Source organism: Krasilnikovia sp. MM14-A1004, from assembly GCF_047159485.1.
In the GTDB taxonomy this organism is placed as follows: Bacteria; Actinomycetota; Actinomycetes; order Mycobacteriales; family Micromonosporaceae; genus Actinoplanes.
Window position 1 is genome coordinate 3,002,189 of record NZ_AP038773.1, and the last position, 26,075, is coordinate 3,028,263.

Here is a 26,075-nt window from a genome sequence, read left to right on the forward strand (position 1 = left end):
GGCCAGGGCCGGAGGTCCCGACTGCCGCGTCAGGGAGCCGGAGAGCCGGGGAGGCCTTCCAGCGACAGGACGGTGTCCCGGATGTCGCGGATGATGCCGTCGACCTCCTCGATCTGATCCTGCAACCGGTCCCGGACGGCCGGCGGGGAGAGCCGGGTGGCCAGGCACTGCAGCGCCAGGCCGTGCCGGAACAACCGGTGGATCGCCCGGCTGCGCAGTTCCTCACCGATCTGCTGGCGGTCCTCGAGCAGCCGTAGCTGTTCGGTGTCGTGGCGGGCGCGGGCCAGGCTCAGCACCAGCCCGGCGCGGGCGGCCAGCGCCACCATGATCTCCCGGTCGAGCGCGTCGAAGGCCTCCGCACCGGCCCGGCGCGAGACCAGCAGGACCCCGGTGAGTTCCCGCTCGGCCAGCAACGGTACGGCCATGGACTGGCCCACGGGACAGTTCGGGGGCGGCCCGGCGGGCAGCCGGTCGGCGTCGGCCACGGCCAGGCCACCGCGCGCGACCGCGTCGCCGAGCACCGAGTCGGGCACCGCCACGCGGGCGCCGCGCCACGGCCCGAAGATGCCGTCGGCGACCGCCACCACCATCGTGTCGAGGTCGTCGCCGGTCGGGATGGCGGCCACCGCGCCCGCGGCCCCCAGGGTGTCCTGGGCGGCGCGCCCGAAGCGGCACAGCGCCGCGTCCGCCTCCACGCCCGCCAGCAACTCCGTCGCCGCCTGCGCCATCGCGGCGTGGAACGCCTGCCGGCGCCGGCCCTCCACCAGCCGGTTGGCGTTCTCGATCGCCACACCGGCCGCGGCGGCCAGGGCCACCACCAGCTGCTCGTCGTCATCGGTGAACTCGGCGGCGCCCTGCTTCTCGGTGAGGTAGAGGTGCCCGAACACCCGCGTGCCGACCCGTACGGGCACGCCGAGGAAGGAGCGCATCGGGGGGTGGTGCTCCGGGAAGCCGACCGACCGGACGTGCTCGGCGATGTCGGCCAGCCGGAGCGGCTCCGGGCGTTCCATCAGCAGCCCGAGCAGCCCCTTGCCCTCGGGCAGGGAGCCGATCCGCTGCCGGGTCTCCTGGTCGACCCCGGCGTGGATGAACCGGACAAGGGTGCCCTGAGCGACCACCCCGAGCGCCGCGTAGCGGGCACCGGCCAGGGACTTCGCGGCCTCGACGAGGTGCCGGAGCACAGCGTCGAGGTCGTCGGCCCGGGCGACCTCGAGGTATCCGCGCAGCAGCGTATCCAGCCGCCCCTGGGTGGCCTCGCCTAGCGTCATCGTGCGCTCCTCGTCCGTGCACGAGGTTTGCCTGATTCGACCAGTCTGGCACCCCCGGCCGTCCGCGGGGAACATCCGGCCCACGCCAAGTTGCCGTCGGGTCCGGGCCCGGTGGCCCTGGTGCGGTGCCGACCTGCGGTCCGACACTGCTCCCGGAGGCTGCCATGAACCCGTGCCTCGGCCCGCTCATCGACCCGCCCGGCCCGTCCAGCGACCCGCCCGGCCCGTCCACCGGCCCGCCCGGCGGCCGGACGGGGGGTTCAGCCCGTGCGCACCGGCCGGTTCACAGCAGCGGCGCGCGCCCCGAGAAGCCGGTGGCCACCCGGATGCGGGCCTGCAGGGTGCTGCCGTTGCCCGGATACAGGAAGACGTAGTTGGTCGACTTCTGGACCGCGGCCAGGTCCAGGTAGCCGTCGCGGTTGAAGTCGCCCACGCCGACCAGGTCGCGCATCGTGTCCCAGGCGGTGCCGAGCTGCCGCCGGGCGGCGAAACCGCCGGAGCGTCCCGAGTAGAACTGCAGGGTCCCGGTGGAGGTGACCCGGGCGATCAGATCCGGTACGCCGTTGCGGTCGAAGTCACCGACGCCGGTCAGCTCGCTCATGGTGTCCCAGCCGCCGGTGCCGACCCGTACCCGGGGGCCCAGCGCGGTGCCGGAGCGGCCCGGGTAGAGGTACAGGTTCTTGTCGCTGGTCTGCGCGGCCAGCAGGTCGGGGTAGCCGTCGCGGTTGAAGTCGCCGATCGCGGTGATCTCGCGCAGGGCGTTCCAGCCGGTGGCGATCCGCTTGCGGGTGCCGTAGCCGGTGCCGGTGCCGGGGTAGAACCACAGGTCGCCGTTGGAGCCCTGCCGCGCCACGATGTCCTCGCGGCCGTCGCGGTCGAGATCGCCGATCCGGACGATCGCGTTCATCGAGTTCCAGCCGGTGCCCAGCGAGCGGGCCGCGCCGGTGTCCAGGTAGGTGCCGTTGCCGGGGTAGAGCACCAGGCTGCCGCTGCCGGTGGTGCGGGCCAGCACGTCGGACCAGCCGTTGCGGTTGAAGTCCGCGAACGTGGCCGACGGCAGGGGGCCGACGTCCACATAGTCGTTGTCGATGTCGATGGTGACCCCGCCGTAGGTCTCCGGGTGGTCGCCGCGGTACTGCTTGATCCGGCGGTGCGGCGACCAGTAGGTCGACGGGATGGCCGCGTCGGTGACCGTGGCGACGCCGTCCCAGCGGGCGAAGTCCAGGTAGTCGGGGCGCACGTACCCGGCGGCCCGGTAGTTCGCCACCTGGTCGGCGACCCCGGATCCCATGCTGGAGTAGAAGCCGGAGAGGTGGCCGCGGTCGTGCAGCCGCGCCGTCCACGCGCCGATGAAGGCCAGCACCCCGGCCCGGCAGGTGGCGTCGTCCGTGCGGTACGCCTCCATGTCGTAGATCAGCACACTGGGCGTGCTCAGCCCGAGCGCGGCGGCACTCGTGACCGCGTCGTCCGCCGCGGCCCGCCCCTGCGCCGCCGCCTGCGTGTTGTCGATCCTGTTCTTCTTGTTCGAGGTGGTGCAGGACGCCTGCGGGCCGAGGTAGATCGGCAGCAGATGCCAGCCCGCGGCCTGCTGGTGTGCCACCCACTCGGCGGTCAGCTCGGGCTGGGCGCAGGCGCGGTTGTTGCCGCCGAAGTAGATCCCGACCGCCCGGTACGGCGACGCCAGCCAGGCGTCCATCGCCGCGCTCGACGGGGCGGTGCAGGTGTCGAAGCCGTAACCGGTGAACGTGCCCGGGGCCGCAGCGGCGGCGGCGGGCGGTGCGGCCGCGACCGTGCCGAGCACGGTGGCGACGATCGCGGCGCAGAGCAGGCGAAACAGCGGGCGGCGGCGGTCTGGGCCGCCGCACGGGGCAGCTCCGGACCGGGCAGCCATGGTGACCTCGCACGGGAGAATCGGCGTTCTCTCAGACAACCATTCGCGGTGCCGGTCGGACAGGGGCCGAACGTCCCCAAAGGCGGGTACGGCGGGACCAAAGTCCCGGCGTACCCACGGCCTTGTGCCCTGTGACCGGCGCCGCGCCGGGCGCCAGCCTGGAGGCAGGCCTCTGCCTCGGGGGTGTCCCCATGACCACGACGATCAGCCCCACCCATCGCCTCAGCGCGGTGACCGCGACCGCGCGCCCGGTGGCGGCGCTGGCCGCCGTGGTGGGCCAGCAGCGCCACGCCCGGCTGCTGAGCGCGGCCGACGACTTCCGGACCCGGTTCGCGGGCCACACCATCTGGACCGTCAGCTCCACCGCGTCCGGCGGCGGCGTCGCCGAGATGTTGCAGGGCCTGGTCGGGTACGTCCGGGACCTCGACATCGACATCCGGTGGCTGGTGATCGGCGCCGACCCCGGGTTCTTCGCCGTCACGAAGCACCTGCACCACCTGCTGCACGGCTTCCCCGGCCGGTTGCGGCTCGGCCCGGACACCGCGGCCCACTACGAGGACGTGCTGGCCGACAACGCCCAGGACCTGATCGGCCGCGTGCACCCCGGCGACATCGTGCTGTTGCACGACCCGCAGACCGCCGGACTGGCGCCGTGGCTCACCCACGCCGGGGTGCACGTGGTGTGGCGCAGCCACGTCGGTACCGACCTGCAGAACGCGGCCACCCGCGACGGCTGGGCGTTCCTGCGGCCGTACCTGCAGCATGCGGACGCGTACGTGTTCTCCCGGCGCGCGTTCATCCCGGCCTGGCTGCCCGCCGAGCGGACGCGGGTCATCCCGCCGTCGATCGACCCGTTCGCCCCGAAGAACCGGGAGTTGTCCCCGGACACCGTGCGTGCGCTGCTGGGCGCCGCGGGACTGATCGACGCGCCGGTGACCGCGCCGCCGGTGTACCCGCGCCGCGACGGCGGCTCCGGCATGATCGCGCGCCGCGCCACCGTGGTCGCCGAGTCCCTGCCCGGCCCGGACGAGCCGCTGGTCGTGCAGGTGTCCCGCTGGGACCCGCTCAAGGACATGGCCGGGGTGATGCGCTCCTTCGCCGAGTACGTCGCCCCGCACGCGCCGGGACGGCTCATGCTGGCCGGACCGGCGCTGGTCAGCGACGACCCCGAGGGGGCGCTGGTGCGCGCCGCGTGCGTGCAGCGGTGGCGGGGGCTGCCCCGGCAGTTCCGGGAGCGCATCGTGCTGGCCTCGCTGCCGATGGACGACGTCGACGAGAACGCCGTGCTGGTCAACGCGCTGCAGCGGCACGCCGCGGTGGTGACCCAGAAGAGCCTCGCCGAGGGTTTCGGGCTGACCGTCGCCGAGGCGATGTGGAAGGGACGCCCGGTGCTGGCCTCCGCGGTCGGTGGGATCCCCGACCAGATCACCGAGGGCACCGGGGTGCTGCTGCCCGATCCGTCCGACCTCTCGGCGTTCGGGGTGGCGTTGTGCGGGCTGCTGTCCGATCCGGCCACGCGGGAGCGGCTCGGCGCGGCCGCCCACGAGCGGGTCCGGACCGCGTTCGTCGGTGATCTGCACCTGTCGCGGTACGCCGAGCTGCTCACGGCGCTGCTGGGCGTCGTGCCCGGCGGCTGACGGTGCTCGACCGCACCGCCGAGGCGGTGATCGTGGTGACCGACGATCCGAACCGGCTGGCCGCCCGCCCCGGGGCCGACGGCCTGCGGCGGCGCATCGCCGAGCTGGCCGCGCTGGGCGTCGGGGTACGCGTGCTGCCGGCGGCGGACGGGGCGGTCGCCCACGTGCTGAAGCGGCTGGCGCGGCGCGGGATCGGCCCCGGCCTGGTGCTGCTGCTGCGCGGCGACACCGGGTCGGCCGACACGGACGCGGCGCCGCTCGGGCCCGCGGCCGGGCGTACCGTGACCGTCGCCGTGGGGCCGCTGACCGCCGGGCCGGCCGAGCCGAGCGGCTGGGCCGGGCTGCTGGCCGCCCTCGACGAGCAGCTCATCCGGCGCCGCGACCGGCGGGTGCCCGCGGTGGACGAGGATCCGGCGTGGACGCTGCGCGAGACCGGCACCGACCCGCACCGGCGCCGGGTCACCGAGTCGCTGTTCACCCTGGGCGCCGCGGGATTCGGCACCCGGGGCGCGGTGGAGGAGGACGGGCCGGGCACCGTGCCGCTGACCCTCGCCGACGGCGTGTACACCGGCGAGGGGCCCGCGGAGCACCTGCTGCCGGGGCCGTGCTGGACGGCGCTGGAGCTGCACCCGCCGCCGACCGGGGACGTGCGGATCCTGGACCTGCGTACCGGGGTGGTGTACCGGCGCGAGTGCGGCCCGGACGCGACAGTGCGGACCCTGCGACTGGTCGACGTCACCCGGCCGGGGGTGGCCGCCGCGCGGATGGAGGGGCCGCCGGGCCGGCTGGCGGCGGGGCCCGCACTCTGCCTGCCCGCGACCGACGGGATGGACACCGACGCGGGCACCGCCGAGGGATACCACTGGGCCCGTGTGAGCGGGCGGGCCGGACAGGGCATCACGGCGGTCGCCGCGCAGCAGTGCCACACCGGGGGCACCCGGCACGTGGTGGACCGGTTCGCGGTGTACACCCGCGAGGCGTCGGGCCCGTCCGCGGCGGCGGTCGCGGCGTTGCGGGCGGCCCGGGACGACGGCTTCGAGCACCTGCTGGCGGAGCACCGGGCGGCCTGGGCGCGCCGCTGGCGGCGGGTCGACGTACGGATCCCGGACGACCCGGAGGCCCAGCGGGCGGTGCGCTTCGCGCTGTTCCAGCTCTGGTGCGCCGCCGGGCGCCACGACGAGTCCGCGGTGGGCGCCCGCGGGATCTCCGGCGCCGGTTACGCCGGGCACGTCTTCTGGGACGCCGACGTGTTCGTGCTGCCCGCGCTGGTCAGCATGGATCCCGGGGCCGCCGCCGCGATGGTGCGGTACCGGCTGCACCGGCTCGACGCCGCGCGGGCCGCCGCCGCGGAGTGCGGCCGCTGCGGCGCCCGCTTCCCGTGGGAGTCGGCCACCTCCGGCCGCGACGTGACCCCGCACAGCGGCTTCCTCGGCGGCGAGCCGGTACCGATCCGCACCGGGGAGATGGAGGAGCACATCACCGCGGACGTGGCGTGGGCGGCCGTGCACGCGGCGACCTGGACGGGCCGCACCGACCTGCTCTGCGGCGCGTGGCGCCCGCTGCTGGTCGAGACCGCCCGGTACTGGGCGTCGCGGGTGCGCGTCGACGCGGCCGGGCGGGCCCACATCGACAAGGTCATCGGGCCGGACGAGTACCACGAGGACGTCGACGACAACGCGTACACGAACGTCATGGCCCGGTGGAACCTGCGCGCGGCCGCCGCGCTCGGCCCGGCCGCGGCCGGCGACGCGGAGCGCGCGGCCTGGTCCGGCCTGGCCGACCGGCTGGTCGACGGCTACGACCCGGCCACCGGCCGGTACGAGCAGTTCGCCGGGTACGACGCGCTGGAGTCGCTGCGGGCGACCGACCTGGCGCCACCGCCGCTGGCCGCCGACGTGCTGCTGGGCCGCGACCGGGTGTCCCGCTCCCAGGTGATCAAGCAGCCGGACGTGCTGATGCTGCACCATCTGGTGCCGGGGGAGACCGCGCCGGGGTCGCTCGCGCCGAACCTCGACTTCTACGGCCCCCGCACCTCGCACGGCTCGTCGTTGTCCCCGGCGATCAGCGCCGCTCTGCTGGCCCGCGACCGGCGCCCGGACGAGGCCCTGGCGCTGCTGCGGCTGGCGCTGCGCCTCGATCTCGGGGACGCCACCGGCACGACAGCGGCCGGGTTGCACGTGGCTACGCTCGGCGGGGTGTGGCAGGCGGTACTGCTGGGCTTCGCCGGGGTAAGGGTGGAAGCGGGGGCGTTGCGGGTCGACCCGTGCCTGCCGGATGCGTGGGGCGCCCTGGAGGTGCGCTTCCGCTGCCTGCGCCGCCGGGTGCGGCTGCGCCTGTCCCGGGACGCCGTGGAGGTCCGCACCGACGGGCCGCTGCGGGTACGCGTGCCCGGCCGCCCGCCCGTGCTGGTCCGGGGAACGGCGCGGCTGGCGGCCGCGCGGGAGGGAGCGCCGTGATGTCGCATGTGCTGGCCGCGGTCCGGCCCGGGGTCGACGGCGCCGCGGTGGATCCGGTCGCCGGGGCGATGGCCGCGCTGCTGTGCGCCGAGGTCCGCCGGATCGACCTCGAGGGGCGCCCCGCCGCCGACGCCGCGCCGATCCTCGCCGCCCTGCGCGCCCCCGACGCCGTGGCCGCCGTGGTGGCCCGGGACGCGGTCGACGACGCGGGGTGGGAGGCCCTGTTGCAGGGCGCCGCGCAGCCGCTGGTCCTGGTGCCCGAGAAGGGCCGCGCCCCGGACCGCATCGACCGCATCCTCATCCCGCTCGACGGCAGCGCCACGGCGGCCGAGGCGGTCGCGGAGATCGTGCAGATGTGCGCGGGCGCGGGACTGGAACTGATCGTGCTGCACGTCTTCGACGCCAGCACCGTGCCGGCGTACTGGGATCAGGCCGCGCACGCCCGGCAGTGCTGGGAGCAGGAGTTCCTGGCCCGGCACTGCGGGGTGCCCGGGGTACGGCTGCACCTGCGCAGCGGGGTCGCGGGCGAGCACGTGGTCGACGTGGCCGACGCCGAGCAGGTCGATCTCATCGCGCTGGCCTGGTCGCAGCGGCTCACGCCGGGCCGGGCGGGCACGGTACGCCGTACCGTCGCGGAGGCGGCCGTGCCGATCGCGCTCATACCCGTTTTCAGCCGATAGGCGACGTCTGCTCTCTCCTGTGTCTCCTGACCCGCGTACCGGGACGGCGCCGCGGGTATCGATACCCGTGTGCCGGGCTGCGCGCCGATTTCGTGCCGGGGGACGGACGTGGGCGCTCCCGGTCCGGCGGTCGTGACGAGGAGAATGCGATGAGGATCGGACTGATCGCCCCACCGTGGGTCCCCGTGCCACCGGTCGGCTACGGCGGCACCGAGGCGGTCGTGGACAACCTGGCCCGCGGGCTGACCGAGCTGGGACACGACGTGCGGCTGTTCACCGTCGGGGAGTCCACCTGCCCGGTGCCCAGGGACTGGCTCTACCCGCACGCCGAGCAGCCGATCGGGGACTCCATGGTGGAGGCGGCGCACGTGCTGGCCGCGTACCGGAATCTGTCGCGGATGGACCTCATCCACGACCACACCGTGCTCGGGCCGCTGCTGGCCGGCCGGTACGCGGGCGAGCTGCCCCCGGTGGTGGTCACCAGCCACGGTCCGTTCACCCCGGCCCCGCGCCGGGTCTTCGCCGAGATCGCCCGTACGGCCCGGATCGTCGCGATCTCCCGCGCCCAGGCCCGGCAGGCCGCCGGGGTACGCGTGACCGCGGTGATCCACCACGGCATCGACCTCGACCGGTACCACTTCGGCTCCGGCGCCGGTGGTTACCTGCTGTTCCTCGGCCGCATGTGCCCCGACAAGGGGGTGCACCGGGCGGTCCGGATCGCCCGCGACGCGGGCGTGCCGCTGCGGATCGTCACCAAGATCTGGGAGCCCGCGGAGCGGGAGTACTACGAGCGGGAGGTCCGGCCGCTGCTCGCCCCCGGCGCCCCCGAGCCCGCCGAACAGGGCCCGCAGGGCTGCCTCGAACTACTGCGCGGCGCGACCGCGCTGCTCAACCCGATCTCCTGGCCGGAGCCGTTCGGGCTGGTCATGGCGGAGGCGCTGGCCTGCGGCACCCCGGTGATCACCACGGCGTGCGGCGCCGCGCCCGAGATCGTCGACCACGGCCGCACCGGCTTCGTGTGCCGCAGCGACGAGGAGATGACCGCCGCCGTGGCCCGGCTGCCCGGCATCGACCGCACGGCGTGCCGGGACGCGGCCGTCCGCCGCTTCTCCCGCGAACGCATGGCTCGCGACCACGAACACCTCTACGCCGGCATCCTCGCCGGCCTGCGGGGGGTTGCGCCGCGGCGGGCCCACCCCGTCCCGGCCTGAATCCGCCGGCGCCGGGGCCGCTGGTCCCGGCGCCGCGGTCGGTCACCCCACATCCGGGTACGGCGCCCGCGGGCCGCCCGTGGGCACCACGGCCAGCGGGCACGCCGTGCGCCCCAGCAGCGCGCGGGGGATGTGGCCGAGTACCTCGCCCGCGTGGTGGCTGCCCGCCGCCACCACCAGCAGCGACGCCTCCCGGCTGAGGGAGACGAGCGCGTGCGCCGGGTCGGTGTCGTGCAGGATCTGGCGTTCCACCTCGTCGGCGGCGTCGGCGGGCAGGTGGTCGTACAGGATCGAGGCGAGCAGCCGGTCGGCGTCCGAGATGCGGTCGTGCCGGGTCAGCCGGTAACCGCCCGCCACCGTGGCACCGGTCTCCGTCCACGCGTAGACCGCGCGCAACGGCACGCCCTGCCGGTGGGCCTCGGCCGCGGCGTAGGCGATCACGCAGCCGGGGCAGGTGTCGTCGTCGACCGCCGCCACGACCGCCCGGCCCGCTGTCGGCGGCGCGGGCCCGTACACGAGCACCGGGCACTGTTCGGCGGTGGCGGTCCCGCTCGCGACCACCCGCCACCCCGCCGGTCCGGTCCCGGGGGGCGCCGCGACGGCCCCCTCCGGCGCCGCGTCGTACGACACGGGCACCCCGGCGAAGCGGCGCCGCAACTCGGCGAGGATCTCCGCCGCGGTCGCGTGGGGCTGCGGGTCGTGCGGGGCTCGGACGGCCGTTGCGGCGCCGGCGTTCATGGGGGGCCTCCGTGCGGCGGGTGCCTCAGTGCGGTGCCGCGGCAACCCCGCTGGGCGTGATGTGGGCCTCCGGGCCCGGGAAGATCAACGTCGTGCGGTCGCTGTCGCGCCACCGCACCTCGTACGGCGGGCTGCCGTCCGGGTGGCCGACGGCGACGATGACGCCGATGCGGCGGCTGTCCCCCAGGTGGGTTCCCTCCAGGACGATCTGGTCGCCGACCTGCGCATTCATCTGTGCCTCCCGTGAGCTGTCCGGGCCGGTCAACGTCACGGCCAGCATGGCGCGGGGCCTCGCCGGGCGGGCAGGGCCATAGGTCCCGGGTCCCGGCCCGACCGGGCGCGGCGTCCTGTTACCGCGGTGGTGGCGGGTGGGCGGGGGCCGTTCGGCGCTGGTCGGCGTGACCTTCGGCCGTCCCGGCCGGTGCCGCGCCGGGCCGACACTGACCGTTGGGCCGAGACCGGGCCCGAGCAGGGTGGCCCGCTGCGGCGAGAGGAGCCCGCGATGACGCAGACCCGTACCTGGAACATCGAGATCATGATCAACGAGTACGCGGACGAGCGGCGCACACACGCCGAGGCCCGCCTGCACAGCGGCGTCCGGCCGTTGCTGCGCGGGGAGGGCGTCGCGCGGCGCCGGGCATCCGATCACGAGGTCCCGGAGATCGGCGACGAGCTGGCCGTGGCCCGGGCGCTGTCCGACCTGGGACACCAGCTGCTGGACGCCGCCGCCGGTGACATCGAGCAGTACACCCACCGGCCGGTGCACCTGGTCGGCTGAGCAATTGGCCGGTCGAGCCGGCCCTGGCGGGGCGAGTGCCGGGGCAACGGGAGAGGGCGGCCGATCGGGGCCCACCGCCGACCGCCGGGCCGCGGCACGGGAACGCGACAGTTCATCCCGGCGGCCCGACGCCGTGGTCACGCGACTCCCGACCGTTAGCGGATGTCCGCAGGTGAACCCCGGTCGGCCTGCGCCGGTCTCACTCCGTGGCCGAATCAGTCGATCTTCGTAACGGTTCGATTGCTTCGCCGGACCGATATGTGCGCTTCGTTGGAGTCTGACCACAGATTGTTGCCCTTCAGCTTCACCAAAGCCGAAGAATCTGGTCTAGCCTAAGCGGCCTTGACCCGCAGTGCCGCGGAGGTGCCCCCCTCATGATCCGCCGTGAATCCTTCGTCGCCGTCCTGGCCCTGGTCGGGGCCATCGGCGCAGGCTGCGCTTCGCCCAACGAGGCGAAGACACCAGACGCCGCCGGTGCCGCGCCCGCCGCGACCCGTCCGGGTCCGGACGCCCTGTGCCGCTCGGCGCTGGACAACTACTACAGCCAGAAGCTCAGCGACGACCCGATCGTCGGTCAGCAGCTCACCAGGGATGCCGCCCTCCAGGCGGCCACCGACCTGTCCGAGTTGGACGAGAAGAAGCTGGCCGGCCTCGTCAAGGCGCTCAACGACTACGGCTACATCGCCGGGAAGATCGCCGACGCCAGCAAGCGCGGCGACACCGAGGAAGCGATCAAGCTGCAGAGCGACAGCGCCGCCGCCGGGCGTGCCATCACCCGTGAGTCGAACGCCGTGAAGGCTCCGAACTGCGCCCAGTTCATCAACCTCTGACGGACCCGGCCCGATCAGCGGGCCGGCGGCGGGACCACGCCTCCCCGGGCCTGCCCGCGGGGCCCTCGCTTCGCCCGGTCAGGCCGCTGCCCGCCGCCGGGTGACCAGCCACACCACCCCACCCACCGCGAAGACCGCCAGGCCGCCCAGCACCGAGGCGGTCGGCAGCGTCGCGGCCAGCACCAGGCAGCCGACCAGCCCGAGTACGGGCACCGGGCGCCACGGCGCCCCCTCCTCGCGACGCAACGTCAGCGCCGCCGCGTTCGCGACCGCGTAGTAGACCAGCACCCCGAACGACGAGAACCCGATCGCCCCGCGCAGGTCCGCGGTGACGACCAGGGCCGCCACTGCCACGCCCACGACGGCCTCGGCGCGGTGCGGCACGCCGTGCCGCGCGCTCACCGCGTCCAGCGCGGCGGGCAGGTGCCGGTCGCGGGCCATCGCGAAGACCGTGCGCGACACCCCCAGGATCAGGGCCAGCAGGGAGCCGAGCGCCGCGGCGGCGGCCCCGGCCCGGACCACGGGTGCCAGCCAGGGCGCTCCGGCCGCGGTGACCGCGTCCACCAGCGGGGCGGTGGCCGCGGCCAGGCGGGCGGGACCGAGCACGTGCAGGAGCGTGGCGGCCACGGCGGCGTACAGCAGCAGGGTGATCGTCAGTGACCACAGGATGGCCCGGGGGATGACGCGGTCGGGTTCGCGGACCTCCTCGCCGAGCGTGGCGATCCGGGCGTACCCGGCGAAGGCGAAGAACAGCAGCCCGGCCGCCTGCAGCACGTCCCAGCCCGAGGGCGCCGCGGTGCCGGGGATGGCCGGGAGCACGGTGTGCCCGGCCAGTCCGGCCGCGACGACCGCCAGCAGCACGGCGATCACGGCCGTCACCAGGACGCGGGCGACCAGCATCGATTTGTGCACGCCGACCAGGTTGAGGCCGGTCAGGACCGCGACCGCGACGAGGGCGAACAGCCGGGCGTGCCCGGGTGCCAGGTACGCGCCGAAGGTCAGCGCCATCGCCGCGCACGAGGCGGTCTTGCCGACGACGAAACCCCACCCCGCCAGGAAGCCCCACAGGTCACCGAGGCGGCGCCGGCCGTACACGTAGGTGCCGCCGGAGGCGGGATAGCGGGCCGCGAGCCGGGCCGAGGAGATCGCGTTGCAGTAGGCCACCACCGCCGCGATGCCCAGCGCGACCGGCAGGCGGCCACCGGCCGCCCCAGCGGCGGGCGGGAACGCCGCGAACACCCCCGCGCCGATCATCGCGCCCAGCCCGACCACCACGGCGTCGCCGGTGCCGAGGCGGCGGGTCAGCCCGGCCGGTGTCACGGGCGGCCGTCCACGTCCAGGACCAGTGACCGCGCCACACGGGACTTTCGCCCCTCCGGGTGCCAGAACGGAGATCGCAGGATTCTGGGGGACGTCTTTGGAAGGATCCGCCGCATGGACGCGCTCGACCTGGCCCGATGGCAGTTCGGCATCATCACGGTCTACCACTTTCTCTTCGTGCCGATCACGATCGGACTGTCCATGCTGGTCGCCGCGTTGCAGACCGCATGGGTGCGGACCGGCCGGACGGAGTATCTGCGAGCCACGAAATTCTGGGGCAAGCTATTCCTGATCAACTTCGCGATGGGGGTGGTCACCGGCATCGTGCAGGAGTTTCAATTCGGGATGAATTGGTCCGATTACTCCCGCTTCGTGGGCGACATCTTCGGCGCACCGCTGGCCATCGAGGGCCTGCTGGCGTTCTTCCTGGAGTCCACCTTCCTCGGTCTGTGGATCTTCGGGTGGGACCGGCTGCCGAAGAAGGCCCACCTCGCCTGCATCTGGCTCGCGGCGATCGGCACCTGGCTCAGCGCGTACTTCATCCTGGCCGCGAACTCGTGGATGCAGCACCCGGTGGGCTTCGCTGTCAACCCGGTCAGCGGCCGGGCCGAGCTGCACAGTATCGGGGCGGTGCTGACCAACTCCACCACCCTGGTGACCTTCCCGCACACCATCACGGCGGCCCTGGTCACCGCGGGCGCCTTCATGCTGGCGATCAGCGCCTGGCACGTCCGGCGCCGCAACCAGCCGGAGGTGTTCCGGCCCAGCCTGCGGCTCGGCGCCTGGGTGGTGCTCGTCGCCGGACTCGGCGTCGTGGTCACCGGCGACCTGCAGGCGCGCATCATGACCGAGCAGCAGCCGATGAAGATGGCCGCGGCCGAGGCGCTGTACAACACGTCGCAACCCGCCAGCTTCTCCCTCTTCACCGTCGGTTCGCTGGACGGCAGCGAGGAGATCGCCAGCATCCGGATCCCGCACCTGCTGTCGTTCATGGCCACCGGCGACCCGAACGGCCGGGTCGAGGGCATCAACGACCTGCAACGCGAGTACCAGCAGACGTACGGCCCGGGCGACTACACCCCGTCCATCCCGGTCACCTACTGGTCGTTCCGCCTCATGATCGGTTTCGGGGTGCTGGCCATGCTCGTCGCCGCGCTGGCGCTGTGGCTCACCCGTGGCGACCGCACCCCCACCAGCCGCCTGCTGTGGATCGCCGCCCTCTGGGCGTTCGCGATGCCGCTGCTGGCCAACTCGTTCGGCTGGATCTTCACAGAGATGGGCCGCCAGCCCTGGACGGTCTTCGGGGTGTTCAGGACCGCGCAGAGCGTCTCCCCGTCGGTCGGCGCCGCGTCGGTGGCCACCTCCCTGAGCGTGCTCACCCTGCTCTACGGCGTACTCGCCGTCGTCGAGGTGGGGCTGCTGCTGCGCTACGCCCGCGCCGGCGCGCCCGAACCGCCGCCCGAGGACACCGGCACCGACGCCGACCGCCCGCTCGCCTTCGCGTACTGAGGGACTGCGTACCCATGGAACTCACCACCGTCTGGTTCGCACTGATCGCCATCCTGTGGGCGGGGTACTTCCTGCTGGAGGGCTTCGACTTCGGCGTCGGCATCCTGCTGCCCGTGCTGGGCCGCGACGACCGCGAACGCCGCCTGCTGATCAACACCATCGGCCCGGTCTGGGACGGCAACGAGGTATGGCTGCTCGTCGCGGGCGGCGCCACCTTCGCCGCGTTCCCCGAGTGGTACGCCACCCTGTTCTCCGGCTTCTACCTGCCGCTGCTGATCATCCTGGTGGCGCTGATCCTGCGCGGGGTCGCCTTCGAGTACCGCGGCAAGGTCGACGACGCGAAGTGGCGGCACCGGTGGGACCTGTGCATCATCGGCGGCAGCGCCGTGCCCGCGCTGCTGTGGGGCGTGGCGTTCGGCAACATCGTGCGCGGCGTACGCCTGGACGCCGACCACGAGTACGTGGGTACCTTCCTCGACCTGCTCAACCCGTACGCGCTGCTCGGCGGCCTGACCACCCTGACCCTGTTCACCCTGCACGGCGCGGTGTTCCTGGCCCTGAAGACCGACGGCGACGTGCGGCACCGCGCCGGGCGGCTGGCGGCCACCCTCGGCCTGCCCGCGGTCGTGGTCGCGGGCGGCTTCCTGCTGTGGACCGCCCTCGCCCACCGCGACGTGGGCGGCGCGGTGCTGTCCGGACTGGCCGCGCTCGCCCTGGTCGGGGCCGTGATCGCGGCCCGGCTGCGCCGGGAGGGGTGGGCGTTCCTGGCCACCGGGACCACTCTCGTGCTGGCCACGTTCGCGCTGTTCGTCACGCTGTTCCCGGACGTCATGCCGTCCACCGTCGACCCGGCGAACAGCCTCACCGTGCACAACGCCTCCTCGACGCCGTACACCCTGCGGGTGATGACCTGGGTGGCGCTCGCGTTCACCCCGATCGTGCTGGGCTACCAGGGCTGGACGTACTGGGTGTTCCGCAAGCGGCTCACCGTCGAGCACATCCCGCCGGCGGCGGTGCCCGCCCGGGAACCCGCGTGAAGCCGCTCGACCCGCGGCTGCTGCGCCACGCCCGCACCACCCGGACGTACCTGGTGGTCACGGCCGGGATCGGGGCGGCACTGGCCGTCCTCGTGGTGGCGCAGGCGACGCTGCTGGCCGACGGGATCACGGCCGTGTTCCTGCACGGCGCCGGACCGGCGGCGCTGGGCTCCACCCTGGTCTGGCTGACCGTGGTGGTCGCGGCCCGGGCCGCGCTGTGCTGGGCGCAGGAGGTCGCCTCCGCCCGCGCCGCGGCCGGGGTCAGGACCGAGTTGCGGGGGCGCCTGCTGTCCCACCTCGCGCGGCTCGGCCCGGCTGCCCGGCCCGGCGGTCCCGGAACCGGCGGATACGCCACCCTGGCCACGCGTGGTCTGGACGCGCTCGACGCGTACTTCGCCCGGTATCTGCCGCAGCTCGTGCTGGCCGCGCTGGTCCCGGCGATCGTGCTGGCCCGCCTGCTGCCCGCGGACCTCGTCGCCGCCCTCACGATCGCGGTGACCCTGCCGCTGATCCCCGTGTTCATGACCCTGGTCGGCTGGCACACGGAGGCCGCGAACCGGCGCCAGTTCCGGCTGCTCACCCGCCTGTCGCAGCACTTCCTCGACGTGGTCGCGGGATTGCCCACCCTGCAACTGTTCGGCCGGGCCAGGGCGCAGGCGGCCACGATCCGGCGGATCAGCGACGAGCAGCGCCGGCTCACCATGCGCACGCTGCGCACCGCGTTCCTCTCCTCGCTGGTGCTGGAACTGCTGGCCACCCTGTCCGTGGCGCTGGTCGCGGTCGGGGTGGGCCTGCGGCTGGTCGCCGGGCACCTGGACCTGTCCACCGCGCTGCTGGTGCTCATCCTCGCCCCGGAGGCGTACCTGCCGCTGCGGGCGGTCGGGGCGAACTACCACGCCAGCGCGGAGGGGCTGGCCGCCGCGGAGGAGGTGTTCGCGGCGCTGGAGACCCCGGTGCCGCCGACCGGCAGCCGGGCGGCCCCGGACGCGGCCACGGCCGAGCTGGTCTTCGACGACGTCGAGGTGTCCCATCCCGGCCGTGACGGGGCCGCGCTGCGCCTCGACGCCCGGATCGCCCCCGGCGGGATCGTCGCGCTCACCGGCCCCAGCGGCTGCGGCAAATCCACGGCGCTGGGGGCGCTGCTCGGCTTCGTGGCGCCCACCCGCGGCCGGGTCACGGTCGGCGGCGTCCCGCTGTCCGACATGGACCCGGCGCGGTGGCGCCGCGGGATCGCCTGGGTGCCGCAGCGCCCCCACCTGTTCGCGGCCACCATCCGCGACAACGTCACCCTCCGCGCGGCAGCCGCCTCGGATGGCGCCTCGGATGGCGCCTCGGATGGCGCCTTCCGCGGCGACGATCCCGCGGCCCCGGCCGGCGATGATCGGATCTGGTGGGCGCTGCAGCAGGCCGGGATCGCGGAGACCGTCGCCGCCCTGCCCGGCGGGCTGGACACCGTGCTCGGCGATGACGGCGCCGGACTGTCGGCGGGGCAGCGACAGCGGCTCGCGCTGGCCCGGGCGTTCCTGCGCGACGCGCCGATCGTGCTGCTCGACGAACCCACCGCCAACCTCGACGACGCCACCGCCGCCACGGTCATGGCCGCGATCCGGCGGCTCGCGCACGGCCGTACCGTCGTGGTGGCCGCACATCGGCCCGAGCTGATCGCCCTGGCCGACCGGGTCGTGCCGCTGGCACCCGCCCTGGCGGGTGCCCGATGAGCTGGTGGCGGCTGCTGGGCACGGTCACCCGCCCGGCCGCGGGCCGCCTCACCGTGGCGGTGCTGGCGGGGGCGGCCGCGGCCGGGGCGGGCGTCGGGCTGATGGCCACCGCTGCCTGGCTCATCTCCCGCGCCGCGCTGCATCCCCCGGTGCTGCATCTGATGGTGGCGATCGTCGCGGTGCGCGCGTTCGGCATCAGCCGCGGCGTGCTGCGCTACGCGGAGCGGCTGGTCGGGCACGACGCAGCCCTGCGGGTGCTCGGCGCGCTGCGTGTGCGGCTCTACACCCGGCTGGAACGGCTCGGCCCGGCCGGGCTGGCCCCGTACCGGCGCGCCGACCTGGTGCAGCGGATGGTCGGCGACGTCGACGCCGTGCTGGACCTGCTGATCCGGGTGGTGCTGCCGTACGCGGTCGCGGCCCTCGTCGGTGCCGGGTCGGTCGCGCTCGTCGGCGTCCTGTGCCCGCCCGCGGGTGTCGCCCTCGCCGCCGGTCTGCTGGCGGTCGGCCTGCTCGTGCCGCTGCTGCAGGCGGGCACGGTCCGCCGCGCCGACGGGCGGCTCGCCCCGCTGCGGGGCGAGCTCGCCACCGAGGTGGTCGACCTGCTGCACGGCCTGCCCGACCTCGTCGCGTACGGCGCCGCCGACGCCCAGCTGACCCGCCTCGCCGCCACCGACGGGCGGCTGCGCGAGGCGCAGCGCCGCTCCAGCGGGTCCGCGGGCATCTCGGCCGCGGTGGGTGCGCTGGCCACCGGACTGTGCGTGGTGGCCGGGCTGGCCGCCGGTGCCGTGGCCGTCCGCGCGGGCTCCCTGCCGGGCGAACTGCTGGCCGTCGTGGTGCTCACGCCGCTGGCCGTGTTCGAGGCCGCAGCCGGGCTGCCGGCCGCCGCCCAGCGGTACGCGGGTGCCCGCAGCGCGCTGCGCCGCCTCGCCGAGGTGTGCGCCGCCCCCGACCCGGTGGCCGAGCCGCAGCATCCCGCCGAGATGCCCGACGGCCCGTACACGCTGCGGGTGTCCGGAGTCAGCGCTGCCTGGATCACCGGCCGGCCCGTGGTGCACGGCGTCGACCTGGAACTCGGACCGGGTCGCCGGGTCGCCCTGGTCGGGCCGAGCGGCAGCGGCAAGAGTACGGTCGCGGCCCTGCTGGTCCGCTGGCTCGACCCGTGCGCCGGGCGGATCACCCTCAACGGAGTGGACCTGCGCCGCATCCCCGCCGACCAGGTCCGCCGCGTCGTCGGCTACCTGCCGGAGGACGCGTACCTGTTCGACACCACCATCGAGGAGAACCTGCGGATCGGCCGGCGCGACGCCAGCACGGCGCAGCTGCGGTCCGCGCTCGCGGACGCCCGGCTGCTCGACTGGGTGGACACCCTGCCGCTCGGCCTGGACACCCCGGTGGGGGAGCACGGCGTGACGCTCTCCGGCGGCCAGCGCCGGCGACTCGCCCTGGCGCGGGCGCTGCTGGCCGACTTCCGCATCCTCGTGCTCGACGAGCCCACCGAACACCTGGACGAGGCGACCGCCGCGGCGCTCATCCGGGATCTGCTGAGCGCGGCCGGGGATCGGGCGGTCCTGCTCATCACCCACCGCACCGACGGACTGTCCGACATGGACGACGTGATCCGCGTGGGCACGCCGCTGGCCGCGGCCACCACCGGCTGATTCAGGGGCGGGCCGGGGTGGAATGCGGGGTGAGCGTCGCCCGGTGGACCGCATGCAGCAGCTCCTCGGCGGTGAACGGCTTGTAGACGATCGGGGTCCCGGTGGCCAGCAGGCGCCGCACCTCGGCGCTCTCCGCGCTGTAGCCGGACACCAGCAGCACCGCGACGGTGGGATGCTCGCGCCGGACGGCGTCGGCGAGCTGGATCCCCGACATGCCGGGCATGATGACGTCCGAGAGCAGCAGATCGAACGGCTGCTCGGCCAGATGAGCGAGGGCGGCACGACCGTCCGGGGCCTCGGTGACCCGATAGCCGTGGGCCCGCAGGATGCGGGCGGCGATCTGGCACACCTCGCTGTCGTCCTCGGCCAGCAGGACGTGCCGGCCGTCGCCGCGCGGCCCCGGCTCGACGGCCGTGCTCTGCGCCGCCTCGGTGCTCGCGGTGAGCGGCAGCAGGATGTGGAACGTCGTGCCGACGTGGGGTTCCGAGCTGACGCTGATGCTGCCGCCGGCCTCGGTCACGATGCCGTAGACGGTGGCCAGACCCAGCCCGGTGCCGCGGTGCCTGCCCTTGGTGGTGAAGAACGGTTCGAAGATGTGGGCGGCCACGTCGGCGGGCACGCCGGTACCGGTGTCACTGACGGTGAGATGGGCGTACTGGCCGGGCGGCAGGGGCGGCTGGCGGGTCGGATCCGCGGCGAGGTCGGTGGTGGCGGCCTCGATGACGACGACGCCGCCGTCCGGCATGGCGTCCCGGGCGTTGATGACGAGATTGAGCAGGATCTGTTCGACCCGGCCACGGTCGGCCCGGATGACCAACGGTTCGGTGGCGGGGCGGGTCACCAGGCGGATGTGCGCGCCGATGGTGCGGTCGAGCAGGGCGTGCGTCTCGTCGAGGACCGCGTTGAGGTCGATGTTCTCCGTGGTGGCGGGCTCCTGGCGGGCGAACAGGAGCAGCTGCCGGGTCAGGTCCCGGGCGCGTTCGGCACCCGCACGGGCGCGGGTCAGGTCCGCGCGGGTCTCCGCGTCGGCGGACTCGAGGGCGAAGTCGACGTAGTTGAGGATGATCGCCAGCAGGTTGTTGAAGTCGTGGGCCACGCCGCCGGCGAGCTGACCCAGGCTCTCCATCCGTTCCGCGCGGGCGGAGCGTTCGAGGAACCGCTTGCGGTCGGTGATGTCCCGTTCGGTGGCGGCGACGCCGATCACCGTGCCGTGCCTGTCGCGTACGGGTGAGACGCTGGCGGAGATGTCGATGAGGGTGCCGTCCTTGCTGACGCGCCGCGACTCGAGGTGGGCGATCCGCTCACCCTTGGCGATCCTGGCCAGGGACAGCGGGAAGTTGGCCACCCGGTCGGGCGGGAACAGCATCTGGACCGACTCGCCGATCGCCTCGTCGGCACGGTAGCCGTACAGCCGCTCCGCTCCGGGATTCCACGACGTGATCGTGCCGTGCAGGTCGGAGGTGACGATCGCGTCCTCCGACGACTGGACGATCTCGACCAGCCGCGACTCGTCCTCGGCGGCCCGGTAGGCCCGGTTCTCCAGGGTGCGCTGGTGGTGGGCGAAGGCGACGCCCAGCCCGGTCAGTCCGGCGATGACCGCCAGGCGCAGCACCTGATCGGCGGTCCCTGTCAGCCCCTGCCATGTCGAGGTGCCCCAGGCGACCAGCAGGGCGAGGGTCCCGACCACGGCCACCGCCCGCGGGCGGGCCGACGCCGCCGCGAACGCCGGGCCGATCGCGGCCACCCCGAACAGCATCAGCTCCGGCGGGGTCGCGAGATCCGCGATGCCGACGGCCAGGACGATCGCCACGGCGGCGGCGATCACCGCGTTCCGCCACTGGTCGTGACCCGCCCTGATGCGGTCACGCCGCCAATGCCCATACCTCATGTGCAGCCCCCGCGGACCGGGCCGGACGCTCGCCGGACCCCATCCGACCTGTCGACCGGAGGCGTAGCCGTCCCTCCGCCGGCCGCCGGACGGTGGTGACCCTGCTGTCGCCTCAGGATGACACGCCGGTGCCGGGCACCCACCGCACACGGCGATTCCGGCCCTGCTCAGCGTGGGTGCGGCGGGTGGTCGGCTCCGGACAACCGGGGTCCCAACGGTCGAGCCTCAGTGTCCGCGCAGGGCGGGCTCCCTCGCCGGTTCCGGCCGCTCGGACGGCACCGGGATCACCACCACCGGGCAGGTCGCCTTCCGGATGCACTCCTCGCTGACCGAGCCGAGCACGGTGTGGCGTACCCGGCTGTGCCCGTGGCTGCCCAGCACCAGCAGGTCCGCGGACGCCGCGGCGGCGCTCAGCACGTCGGCGGCGCGGCCCTCGATCACCTCCGCGGCGACCGGCTGGGCCGTGCCCCGCCGCTCGGCCAGGGTCTTGACCTCCCGGTCCAGCAGCTCGGCCGCCCGCTGCGCCTCCTCGTCGGGGCGGGTGGCGGTCATCGGGCCGTACTCGATGCCGTCCCACGACCAGGCGATGACCGCCTGGACCGCGCCGCCGCGGGTGGCGGCCTCGCGGGCGGCCCACTCCAGGGCGCGCCGGCTGCCCACCGAGCCGTCCACGCCCACGACGATCAGGTAACTGTCGGTCATCGCTGTCACGTCCCTCCTGCGCTGACGGTGGCCCCGATCAGTCGACGATGACCTCCGCGAGGTCGCGGCGCAGCGTCGGCTGGCCGGGCTGGCCGTAGCCGATGCGCAGCGCCATCTGTGGGGTGCCGAAGCGGCCCAGCGAGCGGCGCAGCTGTTCGCGGGCGGCGGGCACCTCGATGGGCTGGGAGATCATCGAGCTGGCCAGGCCCGCGTCGGTGGCCGTCAGCAGGACCCGCTGCAGCGCCTGCCCGGCCTGGAGCTGGTCGACGGCCCGGTCGCCCGCGGTGCCGAGGATCGCCACCAGCGGCTCCGGTTCGAAGTCGCGGCCCGGTGCGCGGCGGTGTTCCGCGAACGGCCGGGTCGGCAGCAGGTCCTGCGGTTCGGGGCTGGGTGCCCCCGCGGTCACCGGTACGCCGTCCAGCGCGGTGTCCGAGTGCGCCCAGCTGAACAGCTCCGCCTGGTAGCGGGGGTTGCGCCGGAGCACCCGGTCGGCGCTCTGCGCGATCTCCGCGAAGCCGCTGAGCGCGGTCATCCCGACCAGCAGGTCGAGCCAGCCCGCTTCAGCCCGGGCGGCCTCGATGAGCAGCGCCCGCACCTCCGAGGGCACCGGGTTCGGCCAGAACGGGCGCCGGTTACTGAACCGGTGCGGGATCGCCGCGCACAGGTCCTGCTCCCGGTAGGTGGGTGGGCGCGGCTCGGCCGGTGTCAACCGGGCCAGCACCTCGGGGTCGGCGTCGGCCGGACGCAGGCTCACCTCGGGTGGGGTACCCGCCGCCGCGAGCGCGAGCCGGGCGTTGAAGGTGGCCGCCCCGCAGGCGACGCGCAGCGCCCAGCCCGCCCGGTCGGCCACGGCGAGCTGGCGGGACGGGTCGGCCAGCACCTCGATGCCGCCGTCGCGCAACCGGAACAACCACGGCTGGCTGTTGTGCAGCGACGGCGCGCGGATCCCGGCGGCGGCGGCCCGTCGCAGGTCGGCTTCGGTGTAGCGGGCCGTCACGGTACCTGGTCCTCTCCTCGGTCGTACTCTCCCCGCTCGAACTCGTCCCGGTCGAACGGCACCACGGCGACCGGGCAGCCGGCGCGCCTGGCGACCGCCAGGGGCACATCGCCGGTCCGGGTGCGGGCCAGCAGGCCCCGGTGTTTGTCGCCCACGACCAGCAGGTGCGCGCCGAGGCCCGCGCGGCGCAGGCCGTCGGCGACCCGCCCGTTGAGTACGGCCCGGCGCACCCGTGACCGGGGGTATCGCAGCATCCACGGCTTCACCTCGTGGCCCAGCAGCTCCAGGGCGGCCGGCTCCGAGGCGACGTGGGTGGACAGGGTGATCTCGTCGTAGAAGTAGTCGTCGGCGGTCTGCGCGGAGACGTGCGCCGCGGCCACCGGCAACCGGTGTTCGTCCGCGTACGCGAAGCCGAACCGCAGGGCGGCCCGTCCGGCGGCGCTGCCGTCGACGCCGACCACCACGTGCCCGGCCAGCGGCGCCCCGCGCCCGGCGCGGACCGGGCGTACCACGACCGCCGGGCAGCGCGCGTGGTGCACGATGCGCCGTACCGTGGAGCCGGCCCCGCCGGAGCCGATGACCAGCAGGTCCGCGCCCGACGACGCGGCGGCGAGTTCGGTGCCGGGGTCGCCGACCAGGATGCGCAGGTGCACCCGCTGCCCACCCAGCTGGGTACGGGTCGCCGACAGCGCCCGCGACAGCGCGGGGTCGGCCAGTTCCAGCCGGGCGGGTGCCGGTTCGCCGGCGAGCGCGGCCAGCGGGGAGCCCGGCTCGGCCACCCGCAGCAGCTCCAGCCGTACGCCGGCCTGACCGGCGGCCTGCTCGGACGCCCAGGCCAGGGTCTGCCATCCGCCCGCCCCGCCGACACCGGCAGCCACCGTGGCGACCATGGAAACCACCTACTCCACGATTTCGATGACGTCGGCGGGGGTGCGCCGGGGCGAGGCCGGCAGCGGCTCCGCCGGGTCCAGGTAGCCCAGGCGCACCACGACGTACGGCTCGCCGACCCCGGCCAGCAGTTCGCGCAGCAGGTGCCGGGGCCAGTCGACCTCGATGGTGTCGCTCAGCGGCGCGGTGGACAGACCGGCGGCAGTGGCGGACAGCAGCAGCGCGGACAGCGCCTCCCCGCCGCGCAGCACGTCGGCCGGGTGGTCGGTGAGGCCGAACAGCACCACGAACGCGGCGCCCAGGTCGAAGCCGTCACCGGGGTCCAGGCCCGCGTCGCCGTCCGGTGCGTAGTCGCGTACCGGCACCCGGCGGGCCGAGGGCCGCACCGCGGTCGCGGCCGGTACGCCGTCGCCGCTGCCCTCGGGCCGGTGGGTCCACTGCTCCAGCTCGGCCCGGTACGCCGGATCCTGCTGTTCCGCGTCGGCGGCCCGGCCGGAGGAGGTGGCCAGCATGGGCATCTGGTCGCGCCGGACGACGTGCAGGTAGGCGCCCTGCGCCTCGATGTCCTGCCGCAGGTGCGCCAGCACCTCGTCGGGCACCCGGCGTTCGCTGTACGCCCGCCGGTCGGTGCGCCGGCGGGGGATCGCCTCGGCCAGTCGTTGCGCGGCGGGGTCCGGCCGGCCCGGCTCGCCGATCGTGACCAGCGCCAGCAGGTGCGGGTCGCCGTCGGGCTCGCGTACCACGTGCGGCTGGTATCCGGCGGCGGCGAGGGCGACGCGGGCGTGGTGCAGGGCGGTGCCGCAGCTGAGCAGCAGCAGCCGGCCGTCCGGGTCGGTGGCGTCCAGCTTGCGGGCCGGGTCCGCGTACAGGGCAGCCGTGTCGCCGGTGATGCGCCATCGCCACGGCTGGGTGTTGAACACCGACGGGGCGGACAGCGACGCGCGGGCGGCGTCGGCGAGGACCTCGGTGGCGCGCTGGCGCGTGCCGTGCTCGGACGGAGCGGTCATGGTGGGAAACCTCCTGCTGGGTCTCCCCTCACGATCGTTGTTGGCCCGGCTGTCCGTTCAGGGCCGAAAGACCCCTGTCATCCGGTCCTCCGGCGACCGGGAGCCGCAGCCGGATTCCGCTGTCATTCGGAGAGGGGAACCCGCCAGGTCACGATCGTGCCGCCGCTGCTGCCGCGGCCCATCTCGAAGCTGCCGCCGAGGTCCGTGGCGCGCTCGCCCATGTTCACCAGTCCGCCGCGGGCCTGGTCCGGGTCGGCGCCGACACCGTCGTCCTCGATGGACAGGCTCAGCTGCTCCGCGTTGGCGCGCACGGAGACCCGCACGGCGGTGGCACGGGCGTGCCGGGCGACGTTGGACAGCGCCTCGCGCAGCACCGCCATGAGTTCGGGCACGACGTCGTCGGGCACCACGCTGTCCACCGGCCCGGAGACGTCCAGGACGGGGCGGAACCCCAGCGCGTCGGCGGCGGCCTGCACGGCCTCGCTGAGTTCGGTGCGCAGCGATGCGCCCGCGGGGGCGCGCAGCTCGAAGATCGAGCGGCGGATGTCGCGGATGGTGGCGTCCAGGTCGTCCACGGCGGCGTTGATGCGTTTGGCCGCCTCCGGGCGCAGCGCGTGCGGGGCCACCCCCTGCAGGTGCATGCCGGTGGCGAACAGCCGTTGGATCACCACGTCGTGCAGGTCGCGGGCGATGCGCTCGCGGTCCTCCAGGACGACGAGCAGTTCCCGCTCGTCCTGGGCGCGGGCGCGTTCCAGCGCCAGGGCTGCCTGTCCCGCGAAGCTGGACAGCAGGGCCGCGTCGTCGCCGTCGCCCGGTCCGCTGCCCGGGCGCTGGGCGACGATCAGTACGCCGCGGACGGTGTCCGATCCGGCCAGCGGGGCCACCATGGCCGGTCCGTCGGGCACCGGGCCGGGCCACTCGGCGGCCGTGCGCAGGTTGTCGACCACCCGGTACTTCTCGTGGCCGAGCGCGTCGAGCGCGTCGCCGTCGGCGGCCAGTTGCTTTCCGAGCAGGGCCCCCGGGTACGGGTCGGAGCCGTCGGCCACCTCGATGGTGTAGCGGGCGTCGTCCTGGTCGTACAGCAGCACCAGGACGAGGTCGGCGTCGGCGACCTCGCGGGCGCGGCGGGCGATCAGCCGCAGCGCCTCGGTGCGGCGTACCGTGCCGAGCAGCACGGAGGTGATCTCAGCGGTGGCGGCCAGCCAGCGTTCCCGGCGCTGGGCGAGGGCGAACAGGCGGGCGTTGTCGATGGCGATGCTGGCGGCGGCGGCCAGGGCCACGACGATCTCCTCGTCGTCCTCGCCGAATTCGTCCGCGCCGATCTTCTCGGCCAGGTACAGGTTGCCGAAGATCTGGTCGCGGGCGCGCACCGGCACGCCGAGGAAGCTGTGCATCGGCGGGTGGTGCGGCGGGAACCCGTACGAGCGGGGGTGGGTGGTGATGTCGGGCATCCGTACGGCCTTCGGATCCGTGATGAGCAGGCCCAGCACGCCCCGGCCGCGGGGCAGGTCCCCGATGGCGGCGTGGGTCTTCTCGTCGATGCCGTGCGTGATGAAGTCCGACAGCTCCCGCCCGCCCGGGTCGAGCACGCCCAGCGCGCCGTAGCGGGCGCCGACCAGCGCGCAGGCGGCCTGCACGATGCGTTGCAGGGTCATCCGCAGGTCGAGGTCGGTGCCGATGCCGACGACCGCGTCGAGCAGGGCGCGCAACCGTTCCCGGCTGGCGACGATCTCGCCGACCCGGTCGAGGGTCTCCTGCAGCAGCTCGTCCAGGCGTACCCGGGACAGGGGGGACAGGCCCAGCGAGGGCGGTTCGTGCGCGGACTTACCCATGTCCGGGGTGCCGACCATGAGCCGATGCTA

General features: G+C 74.7%; 21 protein-coding genes. 10 read left to right on the forward strand and 11 right to left on the reverse strand.

Annotated elements, in window-relative coordinates:
• Nucleotides 1-29 precede the first annotated feature (29 nt).
• Both ACMCNN_RS13590 and ACMCNN_RS13595 read right to left on the reverse strand, forming a co-directional pair.
• Nucleotides 30-1,268 carry a GAF domain-containing protein gene (locus tag ACMCNN_RS13590; RefSeq protein WP_412746555.1) on the reverse strand — a complete coding sequence of 413 codons (1,239 nt, stop codon included), beginning with the start codon at nt 1,266-1,268 and terminating at the stop codon, nt 30-32.
• Between the two features lie 283 nt (nt 1,269-1,551).
• Nucleotides 1,552-3,159, reverse strand: coding sequence for a glycoside hydrolase domain-containing protein (locus ACMCNN_RS13595; protein WP_412746556.1), 1,608 nt, complete (start codon nt 3,157-3,159; stop codon nt 1,552-1,554).
• Between the two features lie 191 nt (nt 3,160-3,350).
• On the opposite strand from ACMCNN_RS13595, the gene ACMCNN_RS13600 reads away from it, so the two are divergent.
• The 4 genes from ACMCNN_RS13600 to ACMCNN_RS13615 all read left to right on the forward strand — a co-directional run bounded on the left by ACMCNN_RS13600 (nt 3,351) and on the right by ACMCNN_RS13615 (nt 9,143).
• Nucleotides 3,351-4,796, forward strand: coding sequence for a glycosyltransferase (locus tag ACMCNN_RS13600; RefSeq protein ID WP_412746557.1), 1,446 nt, complete (start codon nt 3,351-3,353; stop codon nt 4,794-4,796).
• A 2-nt stretch (nt 4,797-4,798) separates the two neighbouring features.
• Nucleotides 4,799-7,252: a glycosyl hydrolase family 65 protein gene (locus ACMCNN_RS13605; RefSeq protein ID WP_412746558.1), complete on the forward strand. Its 2,454-nt coding sequence runs from the start codon at nt 4,799-4,801 to the stop codon at nt 7,250-7,252.
• Nucleotides 7,252-7,932 carry a universal stress protein gene (locus ACMCNN_RS13610; protein ID WP_412746559.1) on the forward strand — a complete coding sequence of 227 codons (681 nt, stop codon included), beginning with the start codon at nt 7,252-7,254 and terminating at the stop codon, nt 7,930-7,932. The genes ACMCNN_RS13605 and ACMCNN_RS13610 overlap by 1 nt, the downstream gene beginning before the upstream one ends.
• 149 nt (nt 7,933-8,081) lie before the next feature.
• A complete protein-coding gene (locus tag ACMCNN_RS13615) occupies nt 8,082-9,143 on the forward strand; it encodes a glycosyltransferase family 4 protein (RefSeq protein ID WP_412746560.1) in 1,062 nt (353 codons plus the stop codon).
• Nucleotides 9,144-9,185: 42 nt separating this feature from the next.
• Here ACMCNN_RS13615 and ACMCNN_RS13620 read toward each other — a convergent pair whose 3' ends face one another.
• Nucleotides 9,186-9,881 carry a universal stress protein gene (locus ACMCNN_RS13620; protein ID WP_412746561.1) on the reverse strand — a complete coding sequence of 232 codons (696 nt, stop codon included), beginning with the start codon at nt 9,879-9,881 and terminating at the stop codon, nt 9,186-9,188.
• A gap of 25 nt (nt 9,882-9,906) precedes the next feature.
• Nucleotides 9,907-10,113: a DUF1918 domain-containing protein gene (locus ACMCNN_RS13625; protein WP_412746562.1), complete on the reverse strand. Its 207-nt coding sequence runs from the start codon at nt 10,111-10,113 to the stop codon at nt 9,907-9,909.
• Nucleotides 10,114-10,383: 270 nt separating this feature from the next.
• Here ACMCNN_RS13625 and ACMCNN_RS13630 point away from each other — a divergent pair, with 270 nt between their 5' ends.
• Both ACMCNN_RS13630 and ACMCNN_RS13635 read left to right on the forward strand, forming a co-directional pair.
• The gene (locus tag ACMCNN_RS13630) at nt 10,384-10,659 is read left to right on the forward strand and encodes a DUF1876 domain-containing protein (RefSeq protein WP_412746563.1); all 276 of its coding nucleotides are present in this window, start codon (nt 10,384-10,386) and stop codon (nt 10,657-10,659) included.
• Between the two features lie 374 nt (nt 10,660-11,033).
• Nucleotides 11,034-11,489, forward strand: a complete 456-nt coding sequence (locus tag ACMCNN_RS13635) for a hypothetical protein (RefSeq protein ID WP_412746564.1) — start codon at nt 11,034-11,036, stop codon at nt 11,487-11,489.
• Nucleotides 11,490-11,567: 78 nt separating this feature from the next.
• Here the strand turns inward: ACMCNN_RS13635 and ACMCNN_RS13640 are convergent, their stop codons facing one another.
• Entirely contained in the window at nt 11,568-12,743 is a 1,176-nt protein-coding gene (locus ACMCNN_RS13640) for an APC family permease (protein WP_412747161.1), read from the reverse strand.
• Between the two features lie 180 nt (nt 12,744-12,923).
• Between ACMCNN_RS13640 and ACMCNN_RS13645 the strand changes: the two genes are divergently transcribed.
• From ACMCNN_RS13645 to cydC, 4 genes are read left to right on the forward strand one after another with little or no spacing between them, the layout of a single operon-like run.
• Nucleotides 12,924-14,318 carry a cytochrome ubiquinol oxidase subunit I gene (locus ACMCNN_RS13645; protein WP_412746565.1) on the forward strand — a complete coding sequence of 465 codons (1,395 nt, stop codon included), beginning with the start codon at nt 12,924-12,926 and terminating at the stop codon, nt 14,316-14,318.
• Nucleotides 14,319-14,332: 14 nt separating this feature from the next.
• The gene (cydB, locus tag ACMCNN_RS13650; RefSeq protein ID WP_412746566.1) at nt 14,333-15,355 is read left to right on the forward strand and encodes a cytochrome d ubiquinol oxidase subunit II; all 1,023 of its coding nucleotides are present in this window, start codon (nt 14,333-14,335) and stop codon (nt 15,353-15,355) included.
• On the forward strand, nt 15,352-17,073 hold the full coding sequence (gene cydD / locus ACMCNN_RS13655; RefSeq protein WP_412746567.1) for a thiol reductant ABC exporter subunit CydD: 1,722 nt from the start codon (nt 15,352-15,354) through the stop codon (nt 17,071-17,073). Before cydB ends, cydD begins: the two co-directional genes overlap by 4 nt.
• Nucleotides 17,070-18,731, forward strand: a complete 1,662-nt coding sequence (gene cydC / locus ACMCNN_RS13660) for a thiol reductant ABC exporter subunit CydC (RefSeq protein ID WP_412746568.1) — start codon at nt 17,070-17,072, stop codon at nt 18,729-18,731. Before cydD ends, cydC begins: the two co-directional genes overlap by 4 nt.
• A gap of 1 nt (nt 18,732) precedes the next feature.
• Here the strand turns inward: cydC and ACMCNN_RS13665 are convergent, their stop codons facing one another.
• From ACMCNN_RS13665 to ACMCNN_RS13690, 6 genes are all read right to left on the reverse strand, one after another.
• Nucleotides 18,733-20,556, reverse strand: a complete 1,824-nt coding sequence (locus ACMCNN_RS13665; protein WP_412746569.1) for a PAS domain S-box protein — start codon at nt 20,554-20,556, stop codon at nt 18,733-18,735.
• A 288-nt stretch (nt 20,557-20,844) separates the two neighbouring features.
• A complete protein-coding gene (locus ACMCNN_RS13670) occupies nt 20,845-21,321 on the reverse strand; it encodes a universal stress protein (RefSeq protein WP_412747162.1) in 477 nt (158 codons plus the stop codon).
• 37 nt (nt 21,322-21,358) lie between these two features.
• Nucleotides 21,359-22,318: an Acg family FMN-binding oxidoreductase gene (locus ACMCNN_RS13675; protein WP_412746570.1), complete on the reverse strand. Its 960-nt coding sequence runs from the start codon at nt 22,316-22,318 to the stop codon at nt 21,359-21,361.
• Nucleotides 22,315-23,208, reverse strand: a complete 894-nt coding sequence (locus tag ACMCNN_RS13680) for a universal stress protein (protein WP_412746571.1) — start codon at nt 23,206-23,208, stop codon at nt 22,315-22,317. The genes ACMCNN_RS13675 and ACMCNN_RS13680 overlap by 4 nt, the downstream gene beginning before the upstream one ends.
• Before the next feature lie 9 nt (nt 23,209-23,217).
• Entirely contained in the window at nt 23,218-24,213 is a 996-nt protein-coding gene (locus tag ACMCNN_RS13685) for an Acg family FMN-binding oxidoreductase (RefSeq protein ID WP_412746572.1), read from the reverse strand.
• A 122-nt stretch (nt 24,214-24,335) separates the two neighbouring features.
• Entirely contained in the window at nt 24,336-26,063 is a 1,728-nt protein-coding gene (locus ACMCNN_RS13690; RefSeq protein WP_412746573.1) for a GAF domain-containing protein, read from the reverse strand.
• Nucleotides 26,064-26,075: the final 12 nt, after the last annotated feature.